This is a genomic window from Streptacidiphilus fuscans (genome assembly GCF_015690355.1).
Classification (GTDB): domain Bacteria; phylum Actinomycetota; class Actinomycetes; order Streptomycetales; family Streptomycetaceae; genus Streptacidiphilus; species Streptacidiphilus fuscans.
Window position 1 is genome coordinate 306,683 of record NZ_JADPRT010000005.1, and the last position, 19,902, is coordinate 326,584.

Annotated in this window: 19 protein-coding genes; 1 reads left to right on the forward strand and 18 read right to left on the reverse strand. The window is 71.7% G+C overall.

Annotated elements, in window-relative coordinates:
- The first annotated feature begins 22 nt into the window (after window positions 1–22).
- A complete protein-coding gene (locus tag I2501_RS14630) occupies window positions 23–391 on the forward strand; it encodes a hypothetical protein (RefSeq protein WP_328806369.1) in 369 nt (122 codons plus the stop codon).
- 26 nt (window positions 392–417) lie between these two features.
- Here the strand turns inward: I2501_RS14630 and I2501_RS14635 are convergent, their stop codons facing one another.
- From I2501_RS14635 to I2501_RS14720, 18 genes are all read right to left on the reverse strand, one after another.
- On the reverse strand, window positions 418–2,160 hold the full coding sequence (locus I2501_RS14635) for a methyltransferase (RefSeq protein ID WP_196194416.1): 1,743 nt from the start codon (window positions 2,158–2,160) through the stop codon (window positions 418–420).
- A gap of 83 nt (window positions 2,161–2,243) precedes the next feature.
- On the reverse strand, window positions 2,244–3,401 hold the full coding sequence (locus I2501_RS14640; protein ID WP_196194417.1) for a 4-hydroxybenzoate 3-monooxygenase: 1,158 nt from the start codon (window positions 3,399–3,401) through the stop codon (window positions 2,244–2,246).
- A gap of 121 nt (window positions 3,402–3,522) precedes the next feature.
- On the reverse strand, window positions 3,523–4,851 hold the full coding sequence (locus I2501_RS14645; protein WP_196194418.1) for a protoporphyrinogen/coproporphyrinogen oxidase: 1,329 nt from the start codon (window positions 4,849–4,851) through the stop codon (window positions 3,523–3,525).
- Window positions 4,852–4,942: 91 nt separating this feature from the next.
- A complete protein-coding gene (locus I2501_RS14650) occupies window positions 4,943–5,935 on the reverse strand; it encodes a UbiA family prenyltransferase (RefSeq protein WP_196194419.1) in 993 nt (330 codons plus the stop codon).
- 266 nt (window positions 5,936–6,201) lie between these two features.
- The gene (locus I2501_RS14655; protein WP_196194420.1) at window positions 6,202–6,924 is read right to left on the reverse strand and encodes a hypothetical protein; all 723 of its coding nucleotides are present in this window, start codon (window positions 6,922–6,924) and stop codon (window positions 6,202–6,204) included.
- 41 nt (window positions 6,925–6,965) lie between these two features.
- A complete protein-coding gene (locus I2501_RS14660; protein WP_196194421.1) occupies window positions 6,966–7,490 on the reverse strand; it encodes a hypothetical protein in 525 nt (174 codons plus the stop codon).
- Window positions 7,491–7,545: 55 nt separating this feature from the next.
- Complete coding sequence (locus tag I2501_RS14665) at window positions 7,546–8,124, reverse strand: hypothetical protein (protein ID WP_196194422.1); 579 nt, start codon at window positions 8,122–8,124, stop codon at window positions 7,546–7,548.
- Window positions 8,125–8,148: 24 nt separating this feature from the next.
- Window positions 8,149–8,694, reverse strand: a complete 546-nt coding sequence (locus tag I2501_RS14670) for a hypothetical protein (protein ID WP_196194423.1) — start codon at window positions 8,692–8,694, stop codon at window positions 8,149–8,151.
- Window positions 8,691–9,929: an MCE family protein gene (locus I2501_RS14675; protein WP_196194424.1), complete on the reverse strand. Its 1,239-nt coding sequence runs from the start codon at window positions 9,927–9,929 to the stop codon at window positions 8,691–8,693. The genes I2501_RS14670 and I2501_RS14675 overlap by 4 nt, the downstream gene beginning before the upstream one ends.
- The gene (locus I2501_RS14680; RefSeq protein ID WP_196194425.1) at window positions 9,929–10,993 is read right to left on the reverse strand and encodes an MCE family protein; all 1,065 of its coding nucleotides are present in this window, start codon (window positions 10,991–10,993) and stop codon (window positions 9,929–9,931) included. Before I2501_RS14680 ends, I2501_RS14675 begins: the two co-directional genes overlap by 1 nt.
- Window positions 10,990–12,018 carry an MCE family protein gene (locus I2501_RS14685; RefSeq protein WP_196194426.1) on the reverse strand — a complete coding sequence of 343 codons (1,029 nt, stop codon included), beginning with the start codon at window positions 12,016–12,018 and terminating at the stop codon, window positions 10,990–10,992. The genes I2501_RS14680 and I2501_RS14685 overlap by 4 nt, the downstream gene beginning before the upstream one ends.
- The gene (locus tag I2501_RS14690; RefSeq protein ID WP_196194427.1) at window positions 12,015–13,133 is read right to left on the reverse strand and encodes an MCE family protein; all 1,119 of its coding nucleotides are present in this window, start codon (window positions 13,131–13,133) and stop codon (window positions 12,015–12,017) included. The genes I2501_RS14685 and I2501_RS14690 overlap by 4 nt, the downstream gene beginning before the upstream one ends.
- On the reverse strand, window positions 13,130–14,161 hold the full coding sequence (locus tag I2501_RS14695) for an MCE family protein (protein ID WP_196194428.1): 1,032 nt from the start codon (window positions 14,159–14,161) through the stop codon (window positions 13,130–13,132). The genes I2501_RS14690 and I2501_RS14695 overlap by 4 nt, the downstream gene beginning before the upstream one ends.
- Window positions 14,158–15,414 (reverse strand): MCE family protein, encoded by a 1,257-nt coding sequence (locus I2501_RS14700; protein WP_196194429.1) that lies wholly within the window; start codon window positions 15,412–15,414, stop codon window positions 14,158–14,160. Before I2501_RS14700 ends, I2501_RS14695 begins: the two co-directional genes overlap by 4 nt.
- Window positions 15,411–16,286 (reverse strand): MlaE family ABC transporter permease, encoded by an 876-nt coding sequence (locus tag I2501_RS14705; protein WP_196194430.1) that lies wholly within the window; start codon window positions 16,284–16,286, stop codon window positions 15,411–15,413. The genes I2501_RS14700 and I2501_RS14705 overlap by 4 nt, the downstream gene beginning before the upstream one ends.
- Window positions 16,287–16,289: 3 nt before the next feature.
- A complete protein-coding gene (locus tag I2501_RS14710) occupies window positions 16,290–17,090 on the reverse strand; it encodes an MlaE family ABC transporter permease (protein WP_196194431.1) in 801 nt (266 codons plus the stop codon).
- Window positions 17,087–18,052, reverse strand: coding sequence for an ABC transporter ATP-binding protein (locus I2501_RS14715; protein ID WP_196194432.1), 966 nt, complete (start codon window positions 18,050–18,052; stop codon window positions 17,087–17,089). Before I2501_RS14715 ends, I2501_RS14710 begins: the two co-directional genes overlap by 4 nt.
- Before the next feature lies 1 nt (window position 18,053).
- Window positions 18,054–19,763, reverse strand: coding sequence for a DUF6801 domain-containing protein (locus I2501_RS14720; protein WP_328806370.1), 1,710 nt, complete (start codon window positions 19,761–19,763; stop codon window positions 18,054–18,056).
- Window positions 19,764–19,902: the final 139 nt, after the last annotated feature.

Here is a 19,902-nt window from a genome sequence, read left to right on the forward strand (position 1 = left end):
AGAAGAACAGGAGACCCCGCCCGTGGCCGCCGACGACGACCCCCACACCCCCGACCGCACCGCGCCCGACCCCGCCGCCGGGCTGCGGATGCTGGAGGGCTACCTCTACTGGCAGGCGGAGACCGACCGCGCGCAGCAGGAGGCCGAGCGCTTCGCCGACCTGCTGCCCTGGCTGACGACCGGTCAGCGCGAGGAGGTCGTCCGCCTCTACCGGCAGCAGCGGCTGGACAGCTCGCGCGCCTTCGTCGAGCGCATCGCGCGCCGGGCCCGCCGGCTCCAGCGCGAGTACGCGACCCGGTACCAGCAGCTGCGGATCCGCGTCCTGGCCGCCACGTTCGCCGCCGCGGCCGGACTCGCCGCCGCCGACGCCTTCCTGCACCAGAGCGGCTGACGCCGCGGAGCCCGCGCGTCCTCGGTTCAGGCCCCGGCGGCCTTCCGGGCGTGCAGCACGCTGCCGTCCAACGGCAGCGGGGAGCGGTCGACCAGCGCGAGCCCCGCGTCGGCGAACAGCCGCGCGTAGTGGTCCGCCGTGCGTTCCCGGCCGCCGACGTTGCACATCATGTGCAGGTCCCAGGCGGTAGCCAGCGAGGGTGAGCCGTCGGTCGGCAGCACGCGCTCGACCACCAGCAGGTCCGCGTGGGGCGGCATCGCGCGGGCGCAGTTGCGCAGGATCGCGCGGCAGCGGTCGTCGTCCCAGTCGTGCAGCACCCGGGAGAGCACGTAGACGTCCCCGCCGGCTGGCACGTCCGCGAAGTCGCCCACCTGGTAGCGGCAGCGCACACCGCAACCGGCGGCGTCGAGCGCGCGGCGGGCGGCCTCGACGACGTGCGGGCGTTCGAGCAGGACGCCGTGCAGGCGCGGATGCGCGGTGAGGATCCGGCCGAGCAACTCCCCGTTCCCGCCCGCCACGTCGACGACGGTCCTGGGCGCGCCGGTGTTTCCGGTGTCTCCGTTATCTCCGGCCGCTCCGGCCGCTCCGGCCGCTCCGGCGGCAGCCGTGACCACAGGATGGGCGACGAGCGGCTCGAACATGCGCGCGCTCGCGGCCATCGACCGGTCGAAGAGCTCCGCGAGCTCGGGGTCGCGGGCGAAGTGGTCGAAGTGGTGCGCGCCGAAGAGGTGGTCGAAGGCGACCTTGCCGGTCCTGACGGTGTGTCCGAGCTCGCCGAAGGAGCGGTAGAACGGTCCGCCGTACATCAGGGCCAACGGCCGCATCGACATCCGCGACTCCGCACGCAGCAGCGCGCCGACCCCGGTGAGCCGGAACCCGTCCCGGGTCCCGGCCACCACGTTCAACGTGGCCAGGTAGCGCAGCAGCCGGGCCAGGCTCTCCGGGTGCGCTCCCACTGCCCGCGCCAACACGTCCACGGCGACCGCCACTTCGGTGTCCATGGCGTCGGGCACGCTCAACTCCGCGAAGGTGGAGAGCGCCTGCGTGGTCCACGCCCCCGTCAGCAGCCGCAGGAGCGTTTCGGCGGGCCGGTTGGCGCTCTGCTCCGCCAGATGCGCGGCCAGCACGTCCCGGTGGTCGCCGTGCACGTAGAGCTCGACCCGCAGGTAGTCCGCCTTCGCGTCGCTCGGTGCGGTGAAGTAGAAGACGGTGCCGTCCTCGTGCGGGTTGTAGCCGCCGCCGTCGGCGACCGCGCCGTGCCGCGCGAAGAGCGCCCGCATGCCGCGCAGGACCAGCGGATCGGGGCGCGGGACCTCGAAGGCGAGGTGTGCCTCGTGCTGCCGCAGCCGTTCGTGCGCGGCGATCTCGGCCAACCGCTCCGAGCCGGGCGGCACGGCCAGCGCGAACACCTCGACGCAGCGCGGCTCACCCTCCGGGCCCGGCACCGGCGGACGCAGGATCCGCACGTCGAGCTCGGCGGCGTCCCGCCCGTGCCGCGCGGCCAGCCGGTCCCGGACGACGACGCTGGGGTGCTCGGCCACGTCCCCGTCCAGCCCGCACGCGGTCAGGTCGGCGCGGAGCGCCGCGAGCGTCGGCGGGAAGACGAGCACCGCCGCATGCGAGAAGCGGCACCGGTCCGCCAGCGCACGCAGTTCGAGGCCGTCCAGGCCGGGCAGCAGCAACGGCAGCAGAGCAGCGGAGTCCTGCTCCCTGACGAAGTCGACCGCCGCACGCAGGCGTGCGGCATCGGTCGGGATCGTCGTCATCATGGCGAAGTGATCCTCGGTTCGGTGAACGGTGGTTGAGGAGCGGTGGCTCAGGAGGGTGAGCGTGGAACCGCTGTGGTGTGGTGTCAGACGCCGACGTAGTGCTCGGCGAACCAGTCCTGGTGGGTGCGCGAGGTGCGCAGCGACTCGATGCGGGCGCAGCGCAACGCCTGCTGGAAAGACGTTTCGCCAGGCGAACCGTGCAGCAGCTGGATCATCCAGTGCGAGAACTCCTGCGCCCGCCAGATGAAGGGCAGGCACCGCGCGGAGTATCCGTCCAGGCCGCGCGGGTCACCGTGCGCCAGGGCGTCGACCAGGGCCACGGCCAGGAGCTCCGCCTCCAGCACCGCCAGGTTGGCGCCCTTGGCGGCGGACGGGCTGAGCAGGCCGGCGGCGTCGCCGACCAGGAAGAGCGAGCCGTGGCGCAACGGCTCCAGCACGTCGGACTCCAGGTCGACGACGGCTCGCTGGACCACGGGCCCCCGGCGCAGCGCGCCGTGCTCCCCGGCGCGCATCCGCAGCGCCAGTTCGTCCCAGATCCGCTCCTCGGACCAGGTGTCCGCGGCCTCCCCGCGCCCGCACTGCAGGTAGTAGCGGGTGACCTCGGGGGTGCGGGCCATGTGCCCGGCGAAACCCCGCTCGTGGACCGCGTACCCGACGGCGTCCATGCTCGGCGGGGCCTCGATGAGCAGGCCGAGCCAGGAGATCCCGGGGTCGCGGTGGTGCCGCCGGACCGCGCCTGCCGGCAGGGAGCGCCGCGCCGCACCGTGCCGCCCGTCGCAGCCCGCGACATAGCGGGCCTGCCATCGCGCGGGACGGCCGTCGGGTTCGCGCACCTCGACCCGGGGCCGCGCGCCGTCCGCCTCGCGCACCGCGACCGCCTCGGTCTCGAAGCGCACCTGCCCGCCCGCGTCCAGGTACCGCGTCAGCAGGTCGGTCACCAACTCCTGCTGCGGATAGACGGTGTGCTGCTCGCCCCGGCCGAGCGAGCCGTAGTCGAGCCGGAAGCGGCAGCCTTCCGTGCGGAACTCGCAGGTGCCGTGGGCCTGCCCGCGCCGGTGCAGGCCCTCCCCCAGGCCGTGCCGGTCCAGCACCCTCACGGTGTTGGCCGCCAGGAAGCCGGCGCGCGCCCGGCTCTGCACGTGCGCCCGGGTTGCCCGCTCCAGGATCACGCAGTCGATCCCGTGGGCGAGCAGCACGTTCCCGAGCACCAGCCCGGCCGGGCCCGCTCCCAGGATGACCACGTCGGCCGAGTCACGTGCCGATAAGGTGCGCTGACTGTCTGTCACGAAAGTGGATCATAAGTGCTTGATCATCAGCCTATGCACCGCATTCACCCGTTTGCACGCAGCGGCAGGCAGGTGTTCACCGCGCGTCGGCCGACAGGATCCGGCCCGCGACGATCTCGCCGGAGCGGACGGCTCCCTCGCTGCTGGGGCGGAGCGCCACCCAGTCACCGGCGTAGTCGACGCGGCGCACCGGGCGGTCGAGGAACGCGCGCCGCAGCCGCAGCGCCTCGGGCGTCGCCTCCGGGAGACCGATCGGCCAGCGCACCACGAATGTGGTGTGCGTGGCGTCGGTCAGGCCCGGCAGAAAGCGCTCGGCGTGCCGACAGATCTCCGCGACCACCTCCTCGTCGGGCTGCCGGAGCAGGCGACGGGTCGCCGCCGGTGATGCGAACAGGTTGACCAGGCCGCGGCCGGACGGCGCACGGTCGGGGGCCTTGATGTGGTCCAGGACCGCCCCGGCGAACACCTCGTTCTCCACGGCCGGGACCTGCATGCAGTAGGAGGGTCGCCGGGTCGGGCTCGGCAGCGGGCGGTCCAGCAGGCAGGTGACCTTCAGCATGGAGCTGTAGGTGCTCGCCGTCAGGTACGGGCGCTCGTCGTCCGGCAGGTCGGCATGGAGGGTGAGCGCCTGGGGCGCCGGCACCGCGAGCACGACGCGTCGGGCCGTCACGGTCCGACCGTGCGTCAAGTCCAGCCGTACGCCGCCCGGTTCCGGCTTGACGGCGACGGCCGCACTGCCGGTCACCACGTCCAGACGCCGGGCCAGGGCCAGGGCCAGCCTGTCCATTCCGTTCCGGTACGTCGCCCAGCGGGCACCCGCGCCGCCCACGGCGAGGAGCGGCGCGATCATCGCGGCGATCGCCGAACGTTCCGGGCTCCAGCCGAAGAGACTGCCGGCCAGGGGCTGCAACAGGTAGTCGTGGAGGTCACGGTGGCGGTCTCGGGCGAACTCAGCGACCGTCGCGTCACGAAGCGGCGTCGCCTCAGGGCTGTCCTGGTCGAACTCCCGCCTGCGGGACAGGAGTTCGGCGGTGTAGCGCAGCCACGCGCGTCGGCCTCCCCACGACATGGTGCCGCCGGTCAGCAGCGCGGCGGGGTGGCCCTGGTTGGCGCGGGCCCGGCCGCCGCGCCAGACGGCGACCCGACCGCCGACCGAGATGACGTCCGACGACATGCCGACGGCCCGGATCAGCCGCCAGGTGCTCTCGTAGCCGCGCGCGGCGATGGTCTCGGTGCCCTCGTCGATGACGTAGCCGTCGTGCTCGCGACTGGCCATCCGGCCGCCCACTCGGGCGGCGGCCTCGAACACCCGCACCGACCTTCCGGCCGCGGCCAGATGGAACGCCGTGGCCAGACCGGAGATCCCGGCGCCCACCACGGCGACGTCGATGTCTGTCTCGGCCATCCGCGCTTGCTCCCTTGCCAACGTGCCTTGCCCATGTGCTTGCCAACGTCTTGTGTCAACGTGTCAATGTGTCGATACGGATGCGGGTCGGTCAGACCCGCCCTGCGCCCAGCAGGTTGGCCGCCACGAGCGCGGCGACGAGAATCCGATGCGCACGGATGCCGATCAGCCGGGCACGCAGCACGTCACCGCGCACGATGCCGACGACGAACTGCGCGGTGCGGGCCACCGTCACCGGCAGCAGGATCAGCGGGAACCACCACGCGACGGTTCCCGTCAGCGCCGCAGCCACGACCACCACGGTCTCCAGGCAGGAGAGGGCGCCGATGAACGCGGCGTTCGCCCGAGGGGAGACACGGCAGGCGACGGTCGGTCGGCCGACGGACCGGTCGCCGACGATGTCGTTGATGTTCGAGTACACGCCGAAGAGCAGCGGGCCCAGGCCGAACAGGAACGCCTCCACGACGACCAGCCCGCCTGCCGCGCCGGTGAGCAGCCCGCACAGCGGCAGAACGAAGGCCCAACCCACCGCGGCGAGGAACGCCTCCTGGAGGCCGTGGTAGCTGAGCCGCAGGCCCCACGAGTACTGCGGGACGACGAGGCCTGCGGTCACCACGCAGAGCACCGCCCACGTCGGCCGGTGCGGCGCGACGACCAGCGCCGCTCCCCAGCACAGGGCGCCCGCGCCGATCATTCCCCACGCGGAGCGGATCGCGGCTGTCTCGGTGAGGCTCCCGGCCAGCAGGGGCTTGCGGCGCAGTCGCCGAACCGGCGCGTCCGCACCGTAGTTGACGGCATCGCTGCCGTCGCGATAGCCCGCGACGTCGTCGAAGGCGACCGCCGCGCCCACCAGAAAGACCTCACCGAGCAGGAAAGCAACCATGGTCGCCCACACTCCCCGGCCGGGAAGCCGCTCTTGGGCCGGGAGCAGCGACCACACCACGACGATGCTGAGGTAGTAGTCGATCATGCCGAGCTTGGCCAGACGCACGTAGGCGAGCAGGCGCGTCCGTCCGAAGCGGGCGGGTGGGACGCGGGGAGGCAAGCTGGCGACACCGGCGCCCACATGTGTCTCAGTGGGCATGGCTGCTCCTCGTCGTGGCGCCGCCGGTCACGTCCGCCTCCTGGTTCCGTGGACGGCGCGGTCAAGCCGCGCCTGTTGCCGGGACTGGGGCGTAGTGCATCACATCCTCCGTATACGGATCGAGCCCGAGCACCCGCACGGAGGCATCAATTCACCCGGATGTCTGCCCGAGCAGCAGCGCCACGTCAACCGACGACAGACGGCCTGACGGCGTCACTGCGAGCAGACCCGCGCCAACTCGGGCCCGCCGGTTCGCCGTTCTTCGGTCACGCGCCGAGGGTGTCGAAGTCGGCGATGCGCCAGGTGCCGTTCTGCAGGACCGCGTCGACCGCGAGCATCGCCGCGCCGTCGTTGGAGGCGCCGGACGAGGCACCGGCGGCGGTGCTGACGCTGGTCTGGTCGGCGTAGACCAGGACGTGGGCGCGGTCGCCGGAGAGGACGTCGACGCCGCAGTCGGTGACGGTGGTGCTCAACACCAGCTTCTCGCGCGGGCCCTGGGCGCGGACCGTGGCCATCAGCGTCGCGTACTGGTGGACCGCGCTGCCGGTCAGCAGGGTGCGGGCGGACTGGTCGGTGCGGGTGGGGGCGGTCCAGGAGTAGGAGAAGAGCTGGTTGACCGCCTGCGAGACCGAGCCGACGACCTGGCTGGTGCGGCCGGTGTCCGTCAGTGCCGTGTTCCCGGCGTCCGCTCCGGCGCGGTCGGCGGCGGCCTGGGCGCCCGCCCAGGCGGCGAACGCACCGAGGAGCACCGTCAGCACGGCGAAGAGGACGGGGAGCGCGAGGCGCAGCCGACGCCTACGCGTGGACGCCACCGGAGTCGGCTTCGCCGGGCGCGGGCGCTGTGGGCGCTGCGAGCGCTGCGGGCCCTGCGGGGGATCTTCGGACGGCGGGCGAACCAGGGTGGCGGTCGCGCCCGCTGCGGACGTGCCGCGTTCCTCGCGGGCGGCCAGTCGGCGGCGGCGGTTGACCGTGTGGCGGGACATCGACATGGCAGGTCCTCGATCTCTTCGGTGCGCTGTCGTTCACGCGGTCAGTTCGCCGGGGCGGTCGCGGTGCCGACGGGTGCCTGTTCCAGCGCGCTGAGCTTCCAGCCCGAGGCGGTGCGGGTGAGCTGGCCCAGCATCCGGCTCTCCTTGACGGCGGGCGTGCCGCTGCCGGTCTGCACGGTGATCCGCAGCGCGACCATCACGCTGGCCGTGCCCGCCCGGTCGTCGAGCTGGGTGACCGCGCCGTCCAGCACGGACGCGGTGGTGACCGACTTGGCCTGCTGCACCTGGGAGGTGAACGTGGAACTGCCCTGCGTGAGTTGGGTGTGCAGGTCGCCGGTTGTCGAGTCGAGCCAGACCTTCAGGCCGGAGGAGACGTTGCGGTAGTCCAGCGTGTTGAGGTTCTGCACCGCCTGCTCACCGGCCGCCAGCACCCGGTCCCGGCTCTGCCCGAACGCGGCGGACTGGTCGTGCGCCGCCGCGTACCAGCCGTAGCCGAACCAGGCGGCGAACCCGGTCGCAAGCAGGAGCAGCACGGCCGACGCGCGCCTGTACCTTCGTTCCGTCATTCTCCGTCGTTCCCTTTCCTGTCAGGCCGGTCAGGCAGTCGAAGACGCGTTTCTCTCAGCGCACGTCGAGGGACGAGATCAGCCACCGCCCGCCGCGCAGGACGGCGGTCACCGCGAGTTGCGCCGGGACGGTGCTGGGCGCCGCGCCCTGACGCTGCGCGGTCTGGTCGAGGAAGACGAGCAGCCGGGCCTGACCGGCCGTCAGTGACTCGACGCCGATGCGCGCCACGGTCGTGGTGAGCGTGAGCCGCTGCTCCTGGGCGCGCGGGGCGACCTGCCCGAAGAGCGTGCGGTACTGGGACGAGGCCTGACCGGTGAGCAGTTGGCTCGCCGCCTGGGCGGTCGCGCCGGTGCCGTCCGGCGTGTAGCTGAGGATCTGGTCGAGGGCGCTGCCGACCTGGCTCTCCACCTGCGCGGTGGCGGCGGTGTCGGTCAGCGCCCGGTTCGCGAGCGACGCGGAACCGGGCAGGTGCGTCGCTCGCCACCCGAGCAGCGCGGCGGCGACCAGCGGCACGGCCACCGCCAGCGCGAGCACACCCCGGGCGCGACTCCACCCCGCCCACCGACGCGCGGGCGTCGCCTCCTCGTCGACACTCGCGTCCGGCAGTACAATTGACGCTTCGTCAACCTGCATGTCCTCGCTCCTCCTCGAGCTCGATCACGCCACGGCCGTGAGCGAGGTGATCTTCCAGCCGGAGGCGGTGCTGGCGAGCGTGGCCTCCAGCCGCTTGCGTTGGGTGCCGACCGAGCTGCCCTGGTGGGTCACCTGGATCTGCACGGTGGCGATCAGCGTCGCCGTACCGGCGCGGGTGTCGAGCGCGGTCAGCGCGGCATCGGTCACCTGGGCCTGGGTGGACGTGCCCGCCTGGGTCACGGCGTGCTCGTCCGCGCCGGTCTCGGAGCTGAGCTGGTCGCGCAGCGTGCCCGTGGTGACGGTCAGCCAGCCCGTCATGGCGGTGGCCGGATGGGTGGCGTCGACGCTGCTGAGCGTGGCGACGTCGGTGCGGCCCTGGGCGAGGGCGGCGTCGCGGGCGGTGCCGAAGGCCAGGTCCGGGTTGCCGTCGGCGACCAGGTACCAGGCGAGGCAGCCCGCGCAGCACGCGAGGGCGAGCAGCACGGCCAGAACGGGCAGTCGGCGCTGGTGCAGCAGGCGCGGCAGGCGCGGCGGGCCCCACACGCCCAGCAGGCGTTCGCGGACGGTCATCGTGTCAGGTCTCCCATCCCGAGCAGCCCGGCCAGGTCCTTCGGTCCCGCGGCCGAGGCGTCGAGCAGTGCCGCCGACCCTCCCGTCGCCGTGTTCGCCAGCTCGCCGGGGACGGTCGGCGCGGGGACGGCGGGGGCGGGCGCGTGGGCCGCGCCGCGCACGTCGCCGCTGGAGGCGGGCTCGGTGCAGCTGGCCGCCGTGTTCAGTGCCGGAGCCGGGCCGGTGTCGAGGCCGTTCCGGTACTGCGTGCCGCCGTAGCCCGCCGTACAGGGCAGCGGCGCGAAGAAGGTCAGCGACAGACCGACGTGCGCGCCGCTCGCCGTGATCGCCGTGGACCCCGCCGCCACGGCGGGCGGGAGCTCGACCAGCAGCTCCTGGATGCCGTTCTGCCGGGTCATGGCGACGTCGGCGGTCGTGGTCAGGTTGGCCAGCAGCACGCTCAACTGCGGGTCGAGGTCCTGCAACAGCCCGGTGATCTGGGTGTCGGCCTCCGGCACGGCGGTGATCAGCCGCCGCAGATCGGTGTCGGACGCGTCGAGCTGCGCGGCGAGCTGGTCGGCGGAGGTGGCGAAGCTGGTGATCGCGCCGCTCTCGGCCTGCTGCGTGGCCAGCACGCTCGAACCGTCCGTGATCAGCTGGGTGGTGGCCGGAGCGGCGCGCTGGGCGGCGGTGAGGAACTGGTGGCTGGTGTCCAGCAGCGCCTGGAGGTTCGATCCCTGCCCGGAGAAGCCCTTGCCCAGCTCGTCGACGACGGTCTGCAGGGACTGCAGCGGCACGGACTGGGCCAGGGCGTTGACGCTGGTCAGCATGGTGGAGACCGGGGGCGGGGTCTGGGTCACGCTCTGCGGGACGACGGAGCCGTTGTGCAGGTAGGGGCCGGAGCTCGTGTTCGGCTGCAGGTCCAGGTACTGCTCCCCCACCGCCGACAGGCTGGCGACGACGGCGTGCAGCTGGTCGGGGATGTGCGGGGCGGAGTCGTTGATCCGCAGGTCCGCGTCCACGCCCTGCGGCGTGAGCGTGATCGGGCCGACCCGGCCGACCGAGACGCCCCGGTAGGTGACGTCCGCGTCCTGGAACAGCCCGCCGGTCTGGGCGAGTTGGACGTGGACATCGTATGTGCCGCTCAGCCCCACGTCGTGGCCGAGGTCGGCGTAGCGGATGCCGATGTCGCCGAGCGCGAGGACCGCGACGGCGAGGAAGGCAAGGTTCTTGATCTTCGTGGCTGCGGTCAGCATCACTGGCCTCCCGGGGACGACGCGGTTCCGGGCGCACCGCTCGGCACCGGCACGATCGGACTGACCTGCGTGCCGTTCGCGGCGGTGACGCTGAGGTAGGCGTTGAGGTAGTCGCCCTTGATGCCTTGCAGCACCTGGTCGGTGAACGGATACGTCGCCAGCACCTGGAGCGAGTTGGGCAGCGCGCTGCCCGCGTCCGCCAGCTGTTGCAGCGTCGGCGCGAGCGACTTCAGGTCGGCGACGATCGCGTCCTTGCTGCGGTTGACGGTGTCGTCGGCGACGGTGGAGAGCGTATCCAGGGACTGGAGCATGGTGACGAGCTGGCCGCGCTGCTGGCTCAGCACCTGGAGGCCGGGGGCAAGGTCGTTGAGCACGGTGCCGATCTGCTGGTCGCGGGCGGCGAGGGTGGTGGAGAGCCGGTCGACGCCGTCGAGGGCGTTGGTGAGGTCCTGCCGGTGGGCGTTCAGGGTGGAGACGAGGGTGTCGAGTTGCGGCAGCAGGTCGCGGATCTGCGTGGTGTTGCCGGCCAGCGCCTTGTTCAGCTCGACGGCGATGCTGTGGATCTGGTTCAGGCCACCGCCGTTGAGCAGCAGCGACAGCGCCCCGAAGATCTCCTCGACCTCCGGCGCCCGGTCGGTGCGGGAGAGCGGGATCTGCGCGCCGGGCTGGAGCGTGCCGGTGGCGGGGACGTCGGCGGGCGGGTCGGTGAGCTGGACGAACTTCTCGCCGAGCAGGCTGGACTGCGCGAGCTCGGCGTAGGCGTCCGCCGGCAGGTGGACGTCGCCGTTGACCTCCATGGTGACCTCGGCGGTCCAGCCGTCGGGGGCCAGCGCGATCGAGGTGACACGTCCGACCGGCACGTCGTTGACCCTGACGTCCGCCTGGGCGACCAGGTTGAGCGCGTCGGCGAACTGGGCGCGGACCTGGTACGGGTGGCTGCCGAGGGCCGCCCCGCCGGGCAGCGGCAGGTCCTGGATGGTCGTCATCGGCGCGGAGCAGCCCGCCAGCAGCAAGGACGCGGTACCGAGGGCCCCGAACAGAGCGAGGCGCGAGGGCTGTCTCATCCGGCGCCTCCGGTGTTGGGCAGCGGCAGCGGTGGGGCGACGCTGCCGCCGAGGCTCAGTTCGTTGAGGTCGCCGCGGCCGTCGAGGGTGCCGTGCTGCGGGTCGTAGGCGTTCAGCAGGTTGCCCGCGGCCAGGGGCGCGGTGTCCAGCAGTTCGGCCAGCGAGGTGCGCTGGTTGACCAGGGTCTGGGTGATCGGCACCAGCGAGTCGACGGCTTTCTTGAGCTGGGCGCGGTTGTCCTGGATGAACTGCTGCACCTGCGTGAGCGCGGTGGCCAACTGCTGCAACGCCGACCCCAGGTCCTGCCGGTCGGCGGCCAGAAAGCCGCTGACGCTGGAGAGTTGGCTGAGCGCGGTGCGGACGCCGCTGTCGTTGGTCTTCAGCATGGCGGTGAAGGACTCCAGCGACGTCAGCGTCGAGAACAGGTCGTTGCTGTCGCCGCCCAACGTCTTGGAGGCCTGGCCCAGCTGGTTGATGGTGTTGCCGAGGTCCGCGCCGTTCCCGGCGAGGTTGGCCGCGCCGACGTTGAGCAGGTCCGACAGCGCGCCGCTGGAGTTGGCGCCGTTCGGGCCGAGATCCTGGCTGAGCTGGGTGATGCTCTGGTAGAGCTGGTCGATCTCGGTGGGCGTGGCGGTGCGGGCGAGCGGGATCGTGGCGCCGTCCGCGAGCTGCGGCCCGCTCGTCCAGGCGGGGGTGAGCTGCACGTAGCGGTCGGCGACCAGCGTCGGCGCGACGACGACGGCCCCGGCGTTCGCCGGGATCCTGACGTTGCCGTCGACGCTGAGGCCGGCCACCACCATGGTGCCGTCGGGTCGGACGGAGTCGACCGTGCCGACCTTGACGCCGAGGATCCGCACGTCCGAGCCGGGGTAGACGCCGACGGCACGGGTGAAGTCGACGCTCAGGTGCTGCTGCGGCGGACCGGCCGCCTGGCTCACGCCCACGGTGACGCCCGCGGCGACCAGGACGAGCACGGCTCCCCAGGCGACGGCGAGGGAACCCCGTCGGTGACGCGGAAGGTTCATCGTCGGCTCCCGCTCTGTGTCGTCGAGGGCGTCGAGGGCGTCGAGGGGCTCGCGGTCGAGGTCGTCGGAGTCGCACCGGCCTTGGGCGGCATGCAGCCGGTGGCGGGCGGCGTCCCCGGCGGCAGGTAGCCCCTCGGGACCAGCCCGCACAGGTAGGCGTCGAACCAGGGGCCGTTGCCGAGCGTGTTGGTGACCAGCCGGTAGTAGGGCCCGGCCAGGGCCAGCACCTGGTTCAGCTGACCGAGGTTGGCCTGGAGCACGCTCACCACTTTGTTCAGCGCCGTCAGCGTCGGGGCGAGCTGCGCCTGGTTGTCCTGGACGAGCCCGGTGAGCTGGGTGCCGAGCGCCGTCGTCCCGACCAGCAGCTGGTGGATCGCGTCGCGGCGCTGCTGGATCTCGCCGAGCAGCAGGTTGCCGTCGCTCAGCAGCGTCTGGAGGCGGGAGTTCTGGTCGGCCAGGGTTCCGGTCAACGCGCTGGTGCCCTGGAGCAGTTGGGAGAGCTCCGCGTCACGGCTGGAGATGGTCTGCGACAGTGATGACAGCCCGGTCAGCGCGGTGCGCACGGACGCGGGGGTGTTGCGGAACGTGTCGGAGAGCGCCTGGAAGCTCTGCGCCAACTGCTTCTCGTCCAACTGGCCCAGCGTCTGGCCGAGCCCGTTCAGCGCCACCGCGACGTCGTAGGGCGAGGTGGTGCGACTGCTCGGGATGGTGTCGGCCGGGTTCTGCGCGGCCGTGCCGAGCGGGTCGACGGCCAGGTACTTGGCACCCAACAGCGTCTTGATGGCGATGGAGAGCCTGCTGGCGTTGCCCACCCACGCGCCGCTGACCTGGAAGTCGACCCGCACCTTGGCCCCGTCCAGCGCCACGCCGGTGACCTTGCCGACGGTGACCCCGGCGACGCGGACCTCGTCCCCCGAGGTCAGCCCGGCGGCCTCGGTGAAGTCGGCGGTGTAGTGGGTGCCTCCGCCGACGAACGGCAGCGCGTCGGCGTTGTACGCCAGCAGCCCGACCAGCAGCAGCACCACCAGCCCGACCACGCCCACGACCACGGGATTGCGTTCACGCAGCGGCCGGAACAACGGTCCCCGACGGCGCGACATCTGACGGATAGTCATGATCTGCACCTGGCCTCGTCGACGCTGACCCCGGTCGGCGCCTTGCTGCCGTCGGTGGTGGTGACGCCGCTGACGGTGGCCTGGCACAGATAGAGGTTGAGCCAGGACCCGTACGAGGCGGTGCGGCCGATCGCCGTCATCTTGGCGGGCGTCTGTTGCAGGAAGTCCTCCAACTGCGGTGTCCCGTTCGCGAGGTTGGTGGAGAGCCGGCCGAGCTGGGCGATCGAGGCCGCAAGCGGCGCCCGGCCGTCGGTGAGCAACCCGGCGGTGCTGGTGGTCAGTTGCGAGAGCGCGGAGACCGAGTCGCCGATGGCGGTCCGGTCCTGGGCGAAGCCGCTGACCAGCTCCTGGAGGGTGGCGACCAGGGTGGTGAAGCCGCTGGTGTTGTCGTTGACGGTGCCGACGACCTGGTTCAGGTTGTCGATCACCTGGCCGATGACCTGGTCCTTGGCGGCCAACGTGGTGGTCAGCGAGCCGATGGTGGACACCAGTTGGTCGACCGTGCCGCCCTCGCCCTGGAGCACCTGGACGATCTCGCCGGTCAGCTGGTTGATCTCGTCCGGGGCCAGGCCCTGCAACAGCGGCTGGAAGCCGTTGAACAGCTCGGTCAGGTCGACGGCGGGGGTGGTGTCCTGCTCCGGAATCGTGCCGCCGGGCGGGAGGCTCCGGTCGACCGGGCCGGTGCCCTGGCTGAGCTCCACGTAGCGCTGGCCGACCAGGTTCTCGTACTTGATGGTGGCCTGCACCGACGCGGGCAGGGTCTTGCCCCGCTCCACGCTGAAGTGCACCTGCGCGACCCGGCGTTGGACCAGGGTGACATCCTGCACCTGGCCGACCTGGACGCCCGCGATCCTGACGGCGTCGCCGGGCGCGACGCCGGTGGCGTCGGTGAAGTCGGCGTAGTAGCTGACCGTGTTGCCCACCGTGGTGTCAGCGATGCTGAGCGCCAGTCCGGTGGTCGCCAGCGCGGTGACGGTGACGAAGACGAAGGACTTGGCCAGCGGTCCGGCCAGACTGCGTCGGCTCATCGCAGCGTCACCTCCGTCCCGCGCAGCAGCGGCCCGGCCAGCAGGCTGCTCCAGTCGGGCAGGCCGGTGTGCTGCGCCGTGGCCGGCAGGCCCGGGGTGAGCAGCTCGCCGACCAGCTCGTTCTCCTGCGGGGAGTTGGCCGGGCCGAGGGTCGCGGCGCTCTGCGCGGTCGCGGAGACGGTGTGACCGGTGTAGGGCGCGCCGTAGCAGGAGGGTCCGCTGTTCGCGTTGTACACGGGCGTGTCCTTGCCCGCCACGTAATCGGCGCGCGCGGGGACGACGGTGAACTGGACGTGCAGGCCGGGCTGGTCGGTGCCCTTGCCGAGCGCCTTGTCCATCACCGGCACGAAGTCCGCCAACGCCCTGAGCGTGCACGGGAACTCGGGCGCGTAGCGGCTCAGCACGCCCAGCGTGCCGGTGCTGTCGACGGCCAGGCTGATCAGGTTCTGCCGGTTGGCCTGCAGCCACGAGGTCAGCTGGGCAGAGGTTGCCGTCGTGGTGCCGTAGAGGGTGTCGAGTTGGCTCTGCTCCTGGGCGATGGTGCTGCTTGTCCTGGTGAACTCGGTGAGCGCCTGCACGAGGTCGGGCGCGGCCTGGTTGTAGGTCGCGCTGACCTGCACCAGCTGCTGCACGTCGTCGACGAGGGCGGGCAGCTGCGGGTCGAGGGTGTGCAGGTACGAGTCGAGCTGACGCAGCGTGGACCCGAGCTCGGTGCCACGTCCGCTGAGCGCGTCGGCCACGGCGTTCAGCGTCGCCGCGAGCTTCTGCGGCTGGACGGCGGTCAGCAGCGGCATCAGGTTGCTGAAGACCTGCTCCAGCTCGACCGCGCTGGCCGACCGGTCCTGCGGGATCGTGGTGTCGTCGGCCAACGCCGTGGCCGACGCGTCGGCGGGCGCGACCAGGTCGACGTAGCGCTCACCGAAGAGCGTGGTCGGCAGCATCTGCGCGCTGACGTTCGCCGGGATCTGCGCCATCCGCGTCGGGTCGATCGCCAGCGTGAGCCGCGCGCCCTGCCCGTCGGCGGTGATCTGCCGGACCTGGCCGATCACCACGCCGCGCAGTTTGACGTCCGCGCCCAGGTGCATCTCGTTGCCCACGCTGTCGGTCATCACCGTGACGGTGTCGTCGTGGCTGAAGTCCTTGTCGTAGACGGCGATCGCCAGCCAGGCAAGCAACGCGGGCACCAGCACGAAGACCAGTCCTGCGGTGCGCCGCAGCAGCGGGGAGGCGGACGCCGTCCGGCGGGGGCTCATCCGGTCACCCGCACGGTCGTCGTCGCGCCCCAGAGCGCCAGGCTGATGAAGAAGTCGGTGACGCTGATGACCACAATGGCGTTGCGCACCGACCGTCCCACCGCGATGCCGACACCCGCCGGGCCGCCCTTGGCGTGGAAGCCGTAGTAGCAGTGGGCCAGGATCACCGCCACGCTGAAGATCAGCACCTTGAGCGTGGAGAGCAGCACGTCCGTGGGCGACAGGAAGAGGTTGAAGTAGTGGTCGTAGGTGCCCGCGGACTGGCCCTTGAAGTAGACGGTGACGACGCGTGAGGCGAAGTAGGAGCTGAGCAGTCCGACGCCGTAGAGGGGGATGATGGCGACCACGCCCGCCACGATCCGGGTGGTGACCAGGTAGGGCACGCTGCGGATGCCCATCCCCTCCAGCGCGTCGACCTCCTCGTTGATCCGCATCGCGCCCAGCTGCGCGGTGAAGCCCGCGCCGACGGTGGCGGAGAGCGCGAGGCCCGCGACCAGCGGGGCGATCTCGCGGGTGTTGAAGTAGGCGGAGATGAAGCCGGTGAAGGCGGTGGTGCCGATCTGGTTCATCGCCGCGTAGCCCTGGAGGCCGACGACGGTGCCGGTGGCCAGCGTCATGCCGATCATCACGCCGACGGTGCCGCCGATGACGCTGAGTCCGCCGCTGCCGAAGGAGACCTCGGCGAGCAGTCGCAGGATCTCCTTGAAGTAGCGGCGTATCGCGCGCGGCAGCCAGAGCAGGACGCTGAGGTGGAAGATCAGCTGCTCGCCGGAGCGGTCCAGCCAGCGCAGCGGCGCTACGGCGCGGCGCGGATGTGAGCGCTTCACCTGCGGCTCAGCCTGCGCAGCGGGGTCCTTCTCGGTCAGTGCCATCGGTCAGACCCCCTTCGGCGGCACGAGCTGCAGGTAGAGAGCGGTGAGTACGACATTGGTGACGAAGAGCAGCAGGAAGGTGATGACCACCGACTGGTTGACCGCGTCGCCGACGCCCTTCGGTCCGCCGCGCGGGTGCAGGCCCCGGTAGGCGGCGACGATCCCCGCGATGAAGCCGAAGATCACCGCCTTGATCTCGCTGATGTACAGGTCGGGCAGCTGGGCGAGCGTCGAGAAGCTGGAGAGGTAGGAGCCGGGCGTCCCGTGCTGCATCACGACGTTGAAGTAGTAGCCGCCGAGCACCCCGACCACCGACACCAGCCCGTTCAGCAGCACCGCGACCGACATGGTGGCCAGCACCCGGGGCACGATCAGCCGCTGCACCGGGGAGATGCCCATCACCTCCATCGCGTCCAGCTCCTCGCGGATCTTGCGCGAGCCCAGGTCCGCGCAGATGGCCGAGCCGCCGGCGCCGGCGATCAGCAGCGCCACGATCAGCGGGCTGGCCTGCTGGATCACGGCCAGCACACTGGCCCCGCCGGTGAACGACTGCGCGCCCAACTGCTGGGTCAGCGAACCGACCTGAAGCGCGATCACCGCGCCGAAGGGGATCGAGACCAGCGCCGCCGGAAGGATGGTGACGCTCGCGACGAACCAGAACTGCTCGACGAACTCCCGCAGTTGGAACGGCCGCCGGAAGGTGTCCCGGACCGTCTGCGCGCCGAGTGCGAAGAGCTGCCCGCTCTCCCGCAGCGCCGCGACGGGCGCCTGCGCGATCCGGTCGCGCGTTCTGACGGCCGTCACGACGGCTCCCCGGCTGCTCCGGCCGGGAGGTGGACGACCGGCAGCGTCGCGGTGGTCGCCGTCGCCAGGCGAGGGTCGGCCGCGGTTTCCGAGGCGCGACGCGGCGGCAGTCCGGCCGAGGGCTGGAGCAGCGGCGGCAGCTCGGGCGGAGGCGGCAGCACAGCGCCCTCGGCGGCCTCACCGGCCAGGTCGGCGGCGTCCTTCTCCTCCGACATGCCGATGGGACCCGTCACGCGGCCGGAGAGGAACTGCCGCACGGCCGGGTCCCGGCTGCCGAACAGCTGCTCTCTCGGCCCGAAGCCGACCAACTCGCCCCGGTAGAGCATGCCGACGTGGTCGGGCACGGTCGAGGCGATGTCGAGGTTGTGAGTGACGATCAGCATCGTCGCGTCGATCTGCGCGTTGAGGTCGACGAGCAGCTGGGAGAGGAACGAGGTGCGGACCGGGTCGAGTCCGGAGTCCGGCTCGTCGCAGAGGATGATCTGCGGGTCCAGCACCAGTGCGCGCGCCAGCCCGGCGCGCTTGCGCATGCCGCCGGATATCTCCCCGGGCAGCTTGTCCCCGGCCCCGCCCAGCCCGACGCGCTCCATCTGGTCCGTGACGATCCCTCGGATGTCGCGCTCGCTGCGCCGGGTGTGCTCGCGCAGCGGGAAGGCAATGTTGTCGTAGAGGTTCATCGACCCGAACAGCGCGCCGTCCTGGAACATCACGCCGAACAGCTTCCGGGCCCGGAACACGTCCCGGTCCGGGCTGTTGACCATGTCGACCCCGTCGACCATCACCCGCCCGCGCTCGGGGCGGACCAGCCCGATGACGGACTTGAGGAACACGGTCTTCCCGGTCCCCGACGGCCCGAGCAGCACGCTGATCCGCCCGGCGGGCAGAGTCAGACTGACGTCGTGCCAGACCATCTGGGACCCGAAGGACTTGGTCAGTCCTTCGACGACGACTTCGATGCCCATGTCACCTCCTGGCCTTGGGCGTGATGGCGGGCTTGGAACTGGTGGCGCTGGGCAGCGACGGAAGACCGATCTCCGGCAGGCACTGGTAGTGGGCCTGCGGGAGGCAGGCCGGCCCCTGCTCGAAGTAGAGGGAGTTGTCCGAGCCGGAGACCGCCGCTGTGAAGAGCGAGTCGTAGTTCTGGCCGTTGGAACCGCAGCCCGTGAACGGCGGGATGTAGAAGCCTGTCTCGTAGAGCGGGCCACCCGCGGTCACGACATAGTCGGGCAGACCGTCACCACCGCCGGGCAGATAGCTGTCCGCACGGCCATGCAGCTCCAGATGCACCGGAGTTGAGGTCCGGCAGTCCGGGCCGACGTCCAGCGGTACGCCGTTGACCTTCACATTCGAGATGGTCATCTCCTGGTATCCGCTGATGGTGGTGATCGACGGCTGCTTCAAGGACGACCATCCGGTGGTGACGACCGTCAGCGGGCTGAGGGACTGGAAGGCGAGGGTCGCCGACGTCGGCATGAAGCCGAAGGTCAGGAAGGTCGTCTGGGACGGCGGCAGGTTCAGGTTGCCGAGCGAGTCCAGTTCGAGATACGGGTTCGGCTTGCTCGGCAGCACCTCAACGACTCGGACCGTGGAGAGGGACGCCAACGTCGGGTGCTGGTTCGGATCATTGACCGCGGTCGCCTCGCCCTGCTTGCCGATGTTCGCCCACCCGACCGCGAACGCACACTCCTCCTGCTCCGGGAAAGTGTGGACCAGCGCGCCAGGAGGCACCGGGGGCAACTGCCGGGGGTCCAGCGACCCCGTCGGCAGCGGCGGGCAGGTGCTGACATGGGAGTCGACCCCGGGAACGGTCAACTGCCCGACCCGGCCAACTCCCCCTCCGACGACCGGGACGGCACCGATGGTGCCTTGCTGACCCGGGTCGAGCGTGCAGCCCACCTGGGTAGTCACCGGCCCGGTCGGCGGCGTCGAAGCAGGAGGCGAAGCGGGCGGCGAACCCGGAGTGGACCCGGGTGCCGACACCGTCGCCGAGGGCGTCCCGGACGGCGAGGCCGACGCACTCGTCGCGGCACTCGCCGACAGCGAAGGCGTCCCAGCAGCAGCCGACGAAGCCTCAGCCGGGGCGGGCAGCGTCGAGGCAGCGGGAACCGGTGCCTTGGCGGGTGTCGCCCCCGTACCGGCCGAGGTCGATGCGGGCGCACTGGTCACGTCGAGGCTGAGGGTCCCCGCGGTGAACAGCACGGTGCCGCCTTCCCCTGCGGTCACCGTGGGCGGACGACCGGACACCCCGAGCGTCACCTCGCTGCCGCTGCCCGCACCGACGTTCGCGGCCGGGCCGGTCAGCCCGCTCCACTGCGTCTGGCTGCTGTCGCTCCCCTGGACCACGCCCACCGCGAGGTCCGCGTCGACAGCCACCGCAGCGGCACCGCTCCCCGGCACGACCGCCGACCGGGGCAGCGTCAACTCGACGTCGACGCTGTCCGGTTGCACCGCAGTACCCGGATGTCCCTGCTCCGGAAATTGCGGCCGAACGACGGCGGTGACCGGAACAACCCCTGTCGGAAAGCGACACGAATAACGCAAGGAAGTCACGTAATTCGGGGATCCGGCCGAGGAATTCACACTGGGCACGAGTCCGGCGAGGAGCGCCGCCGCGGCGACCCCCGAGAGGCGCAGCACCCTCCGACCGCTCCCGCGTCCCGGTCGCCCTCGCATGCCGCCTCCCTCTCCGGTGCACTGGCTGTTGAGGTGGTCGTTGACGGGTGATCAGCTCGGTGGCGCGGGACACTATGTCCCGCGCGCACCTCGCGACAAGGGAGGGGAGCAGGAGACTCCGCGCGACGTCCCCCGCGTC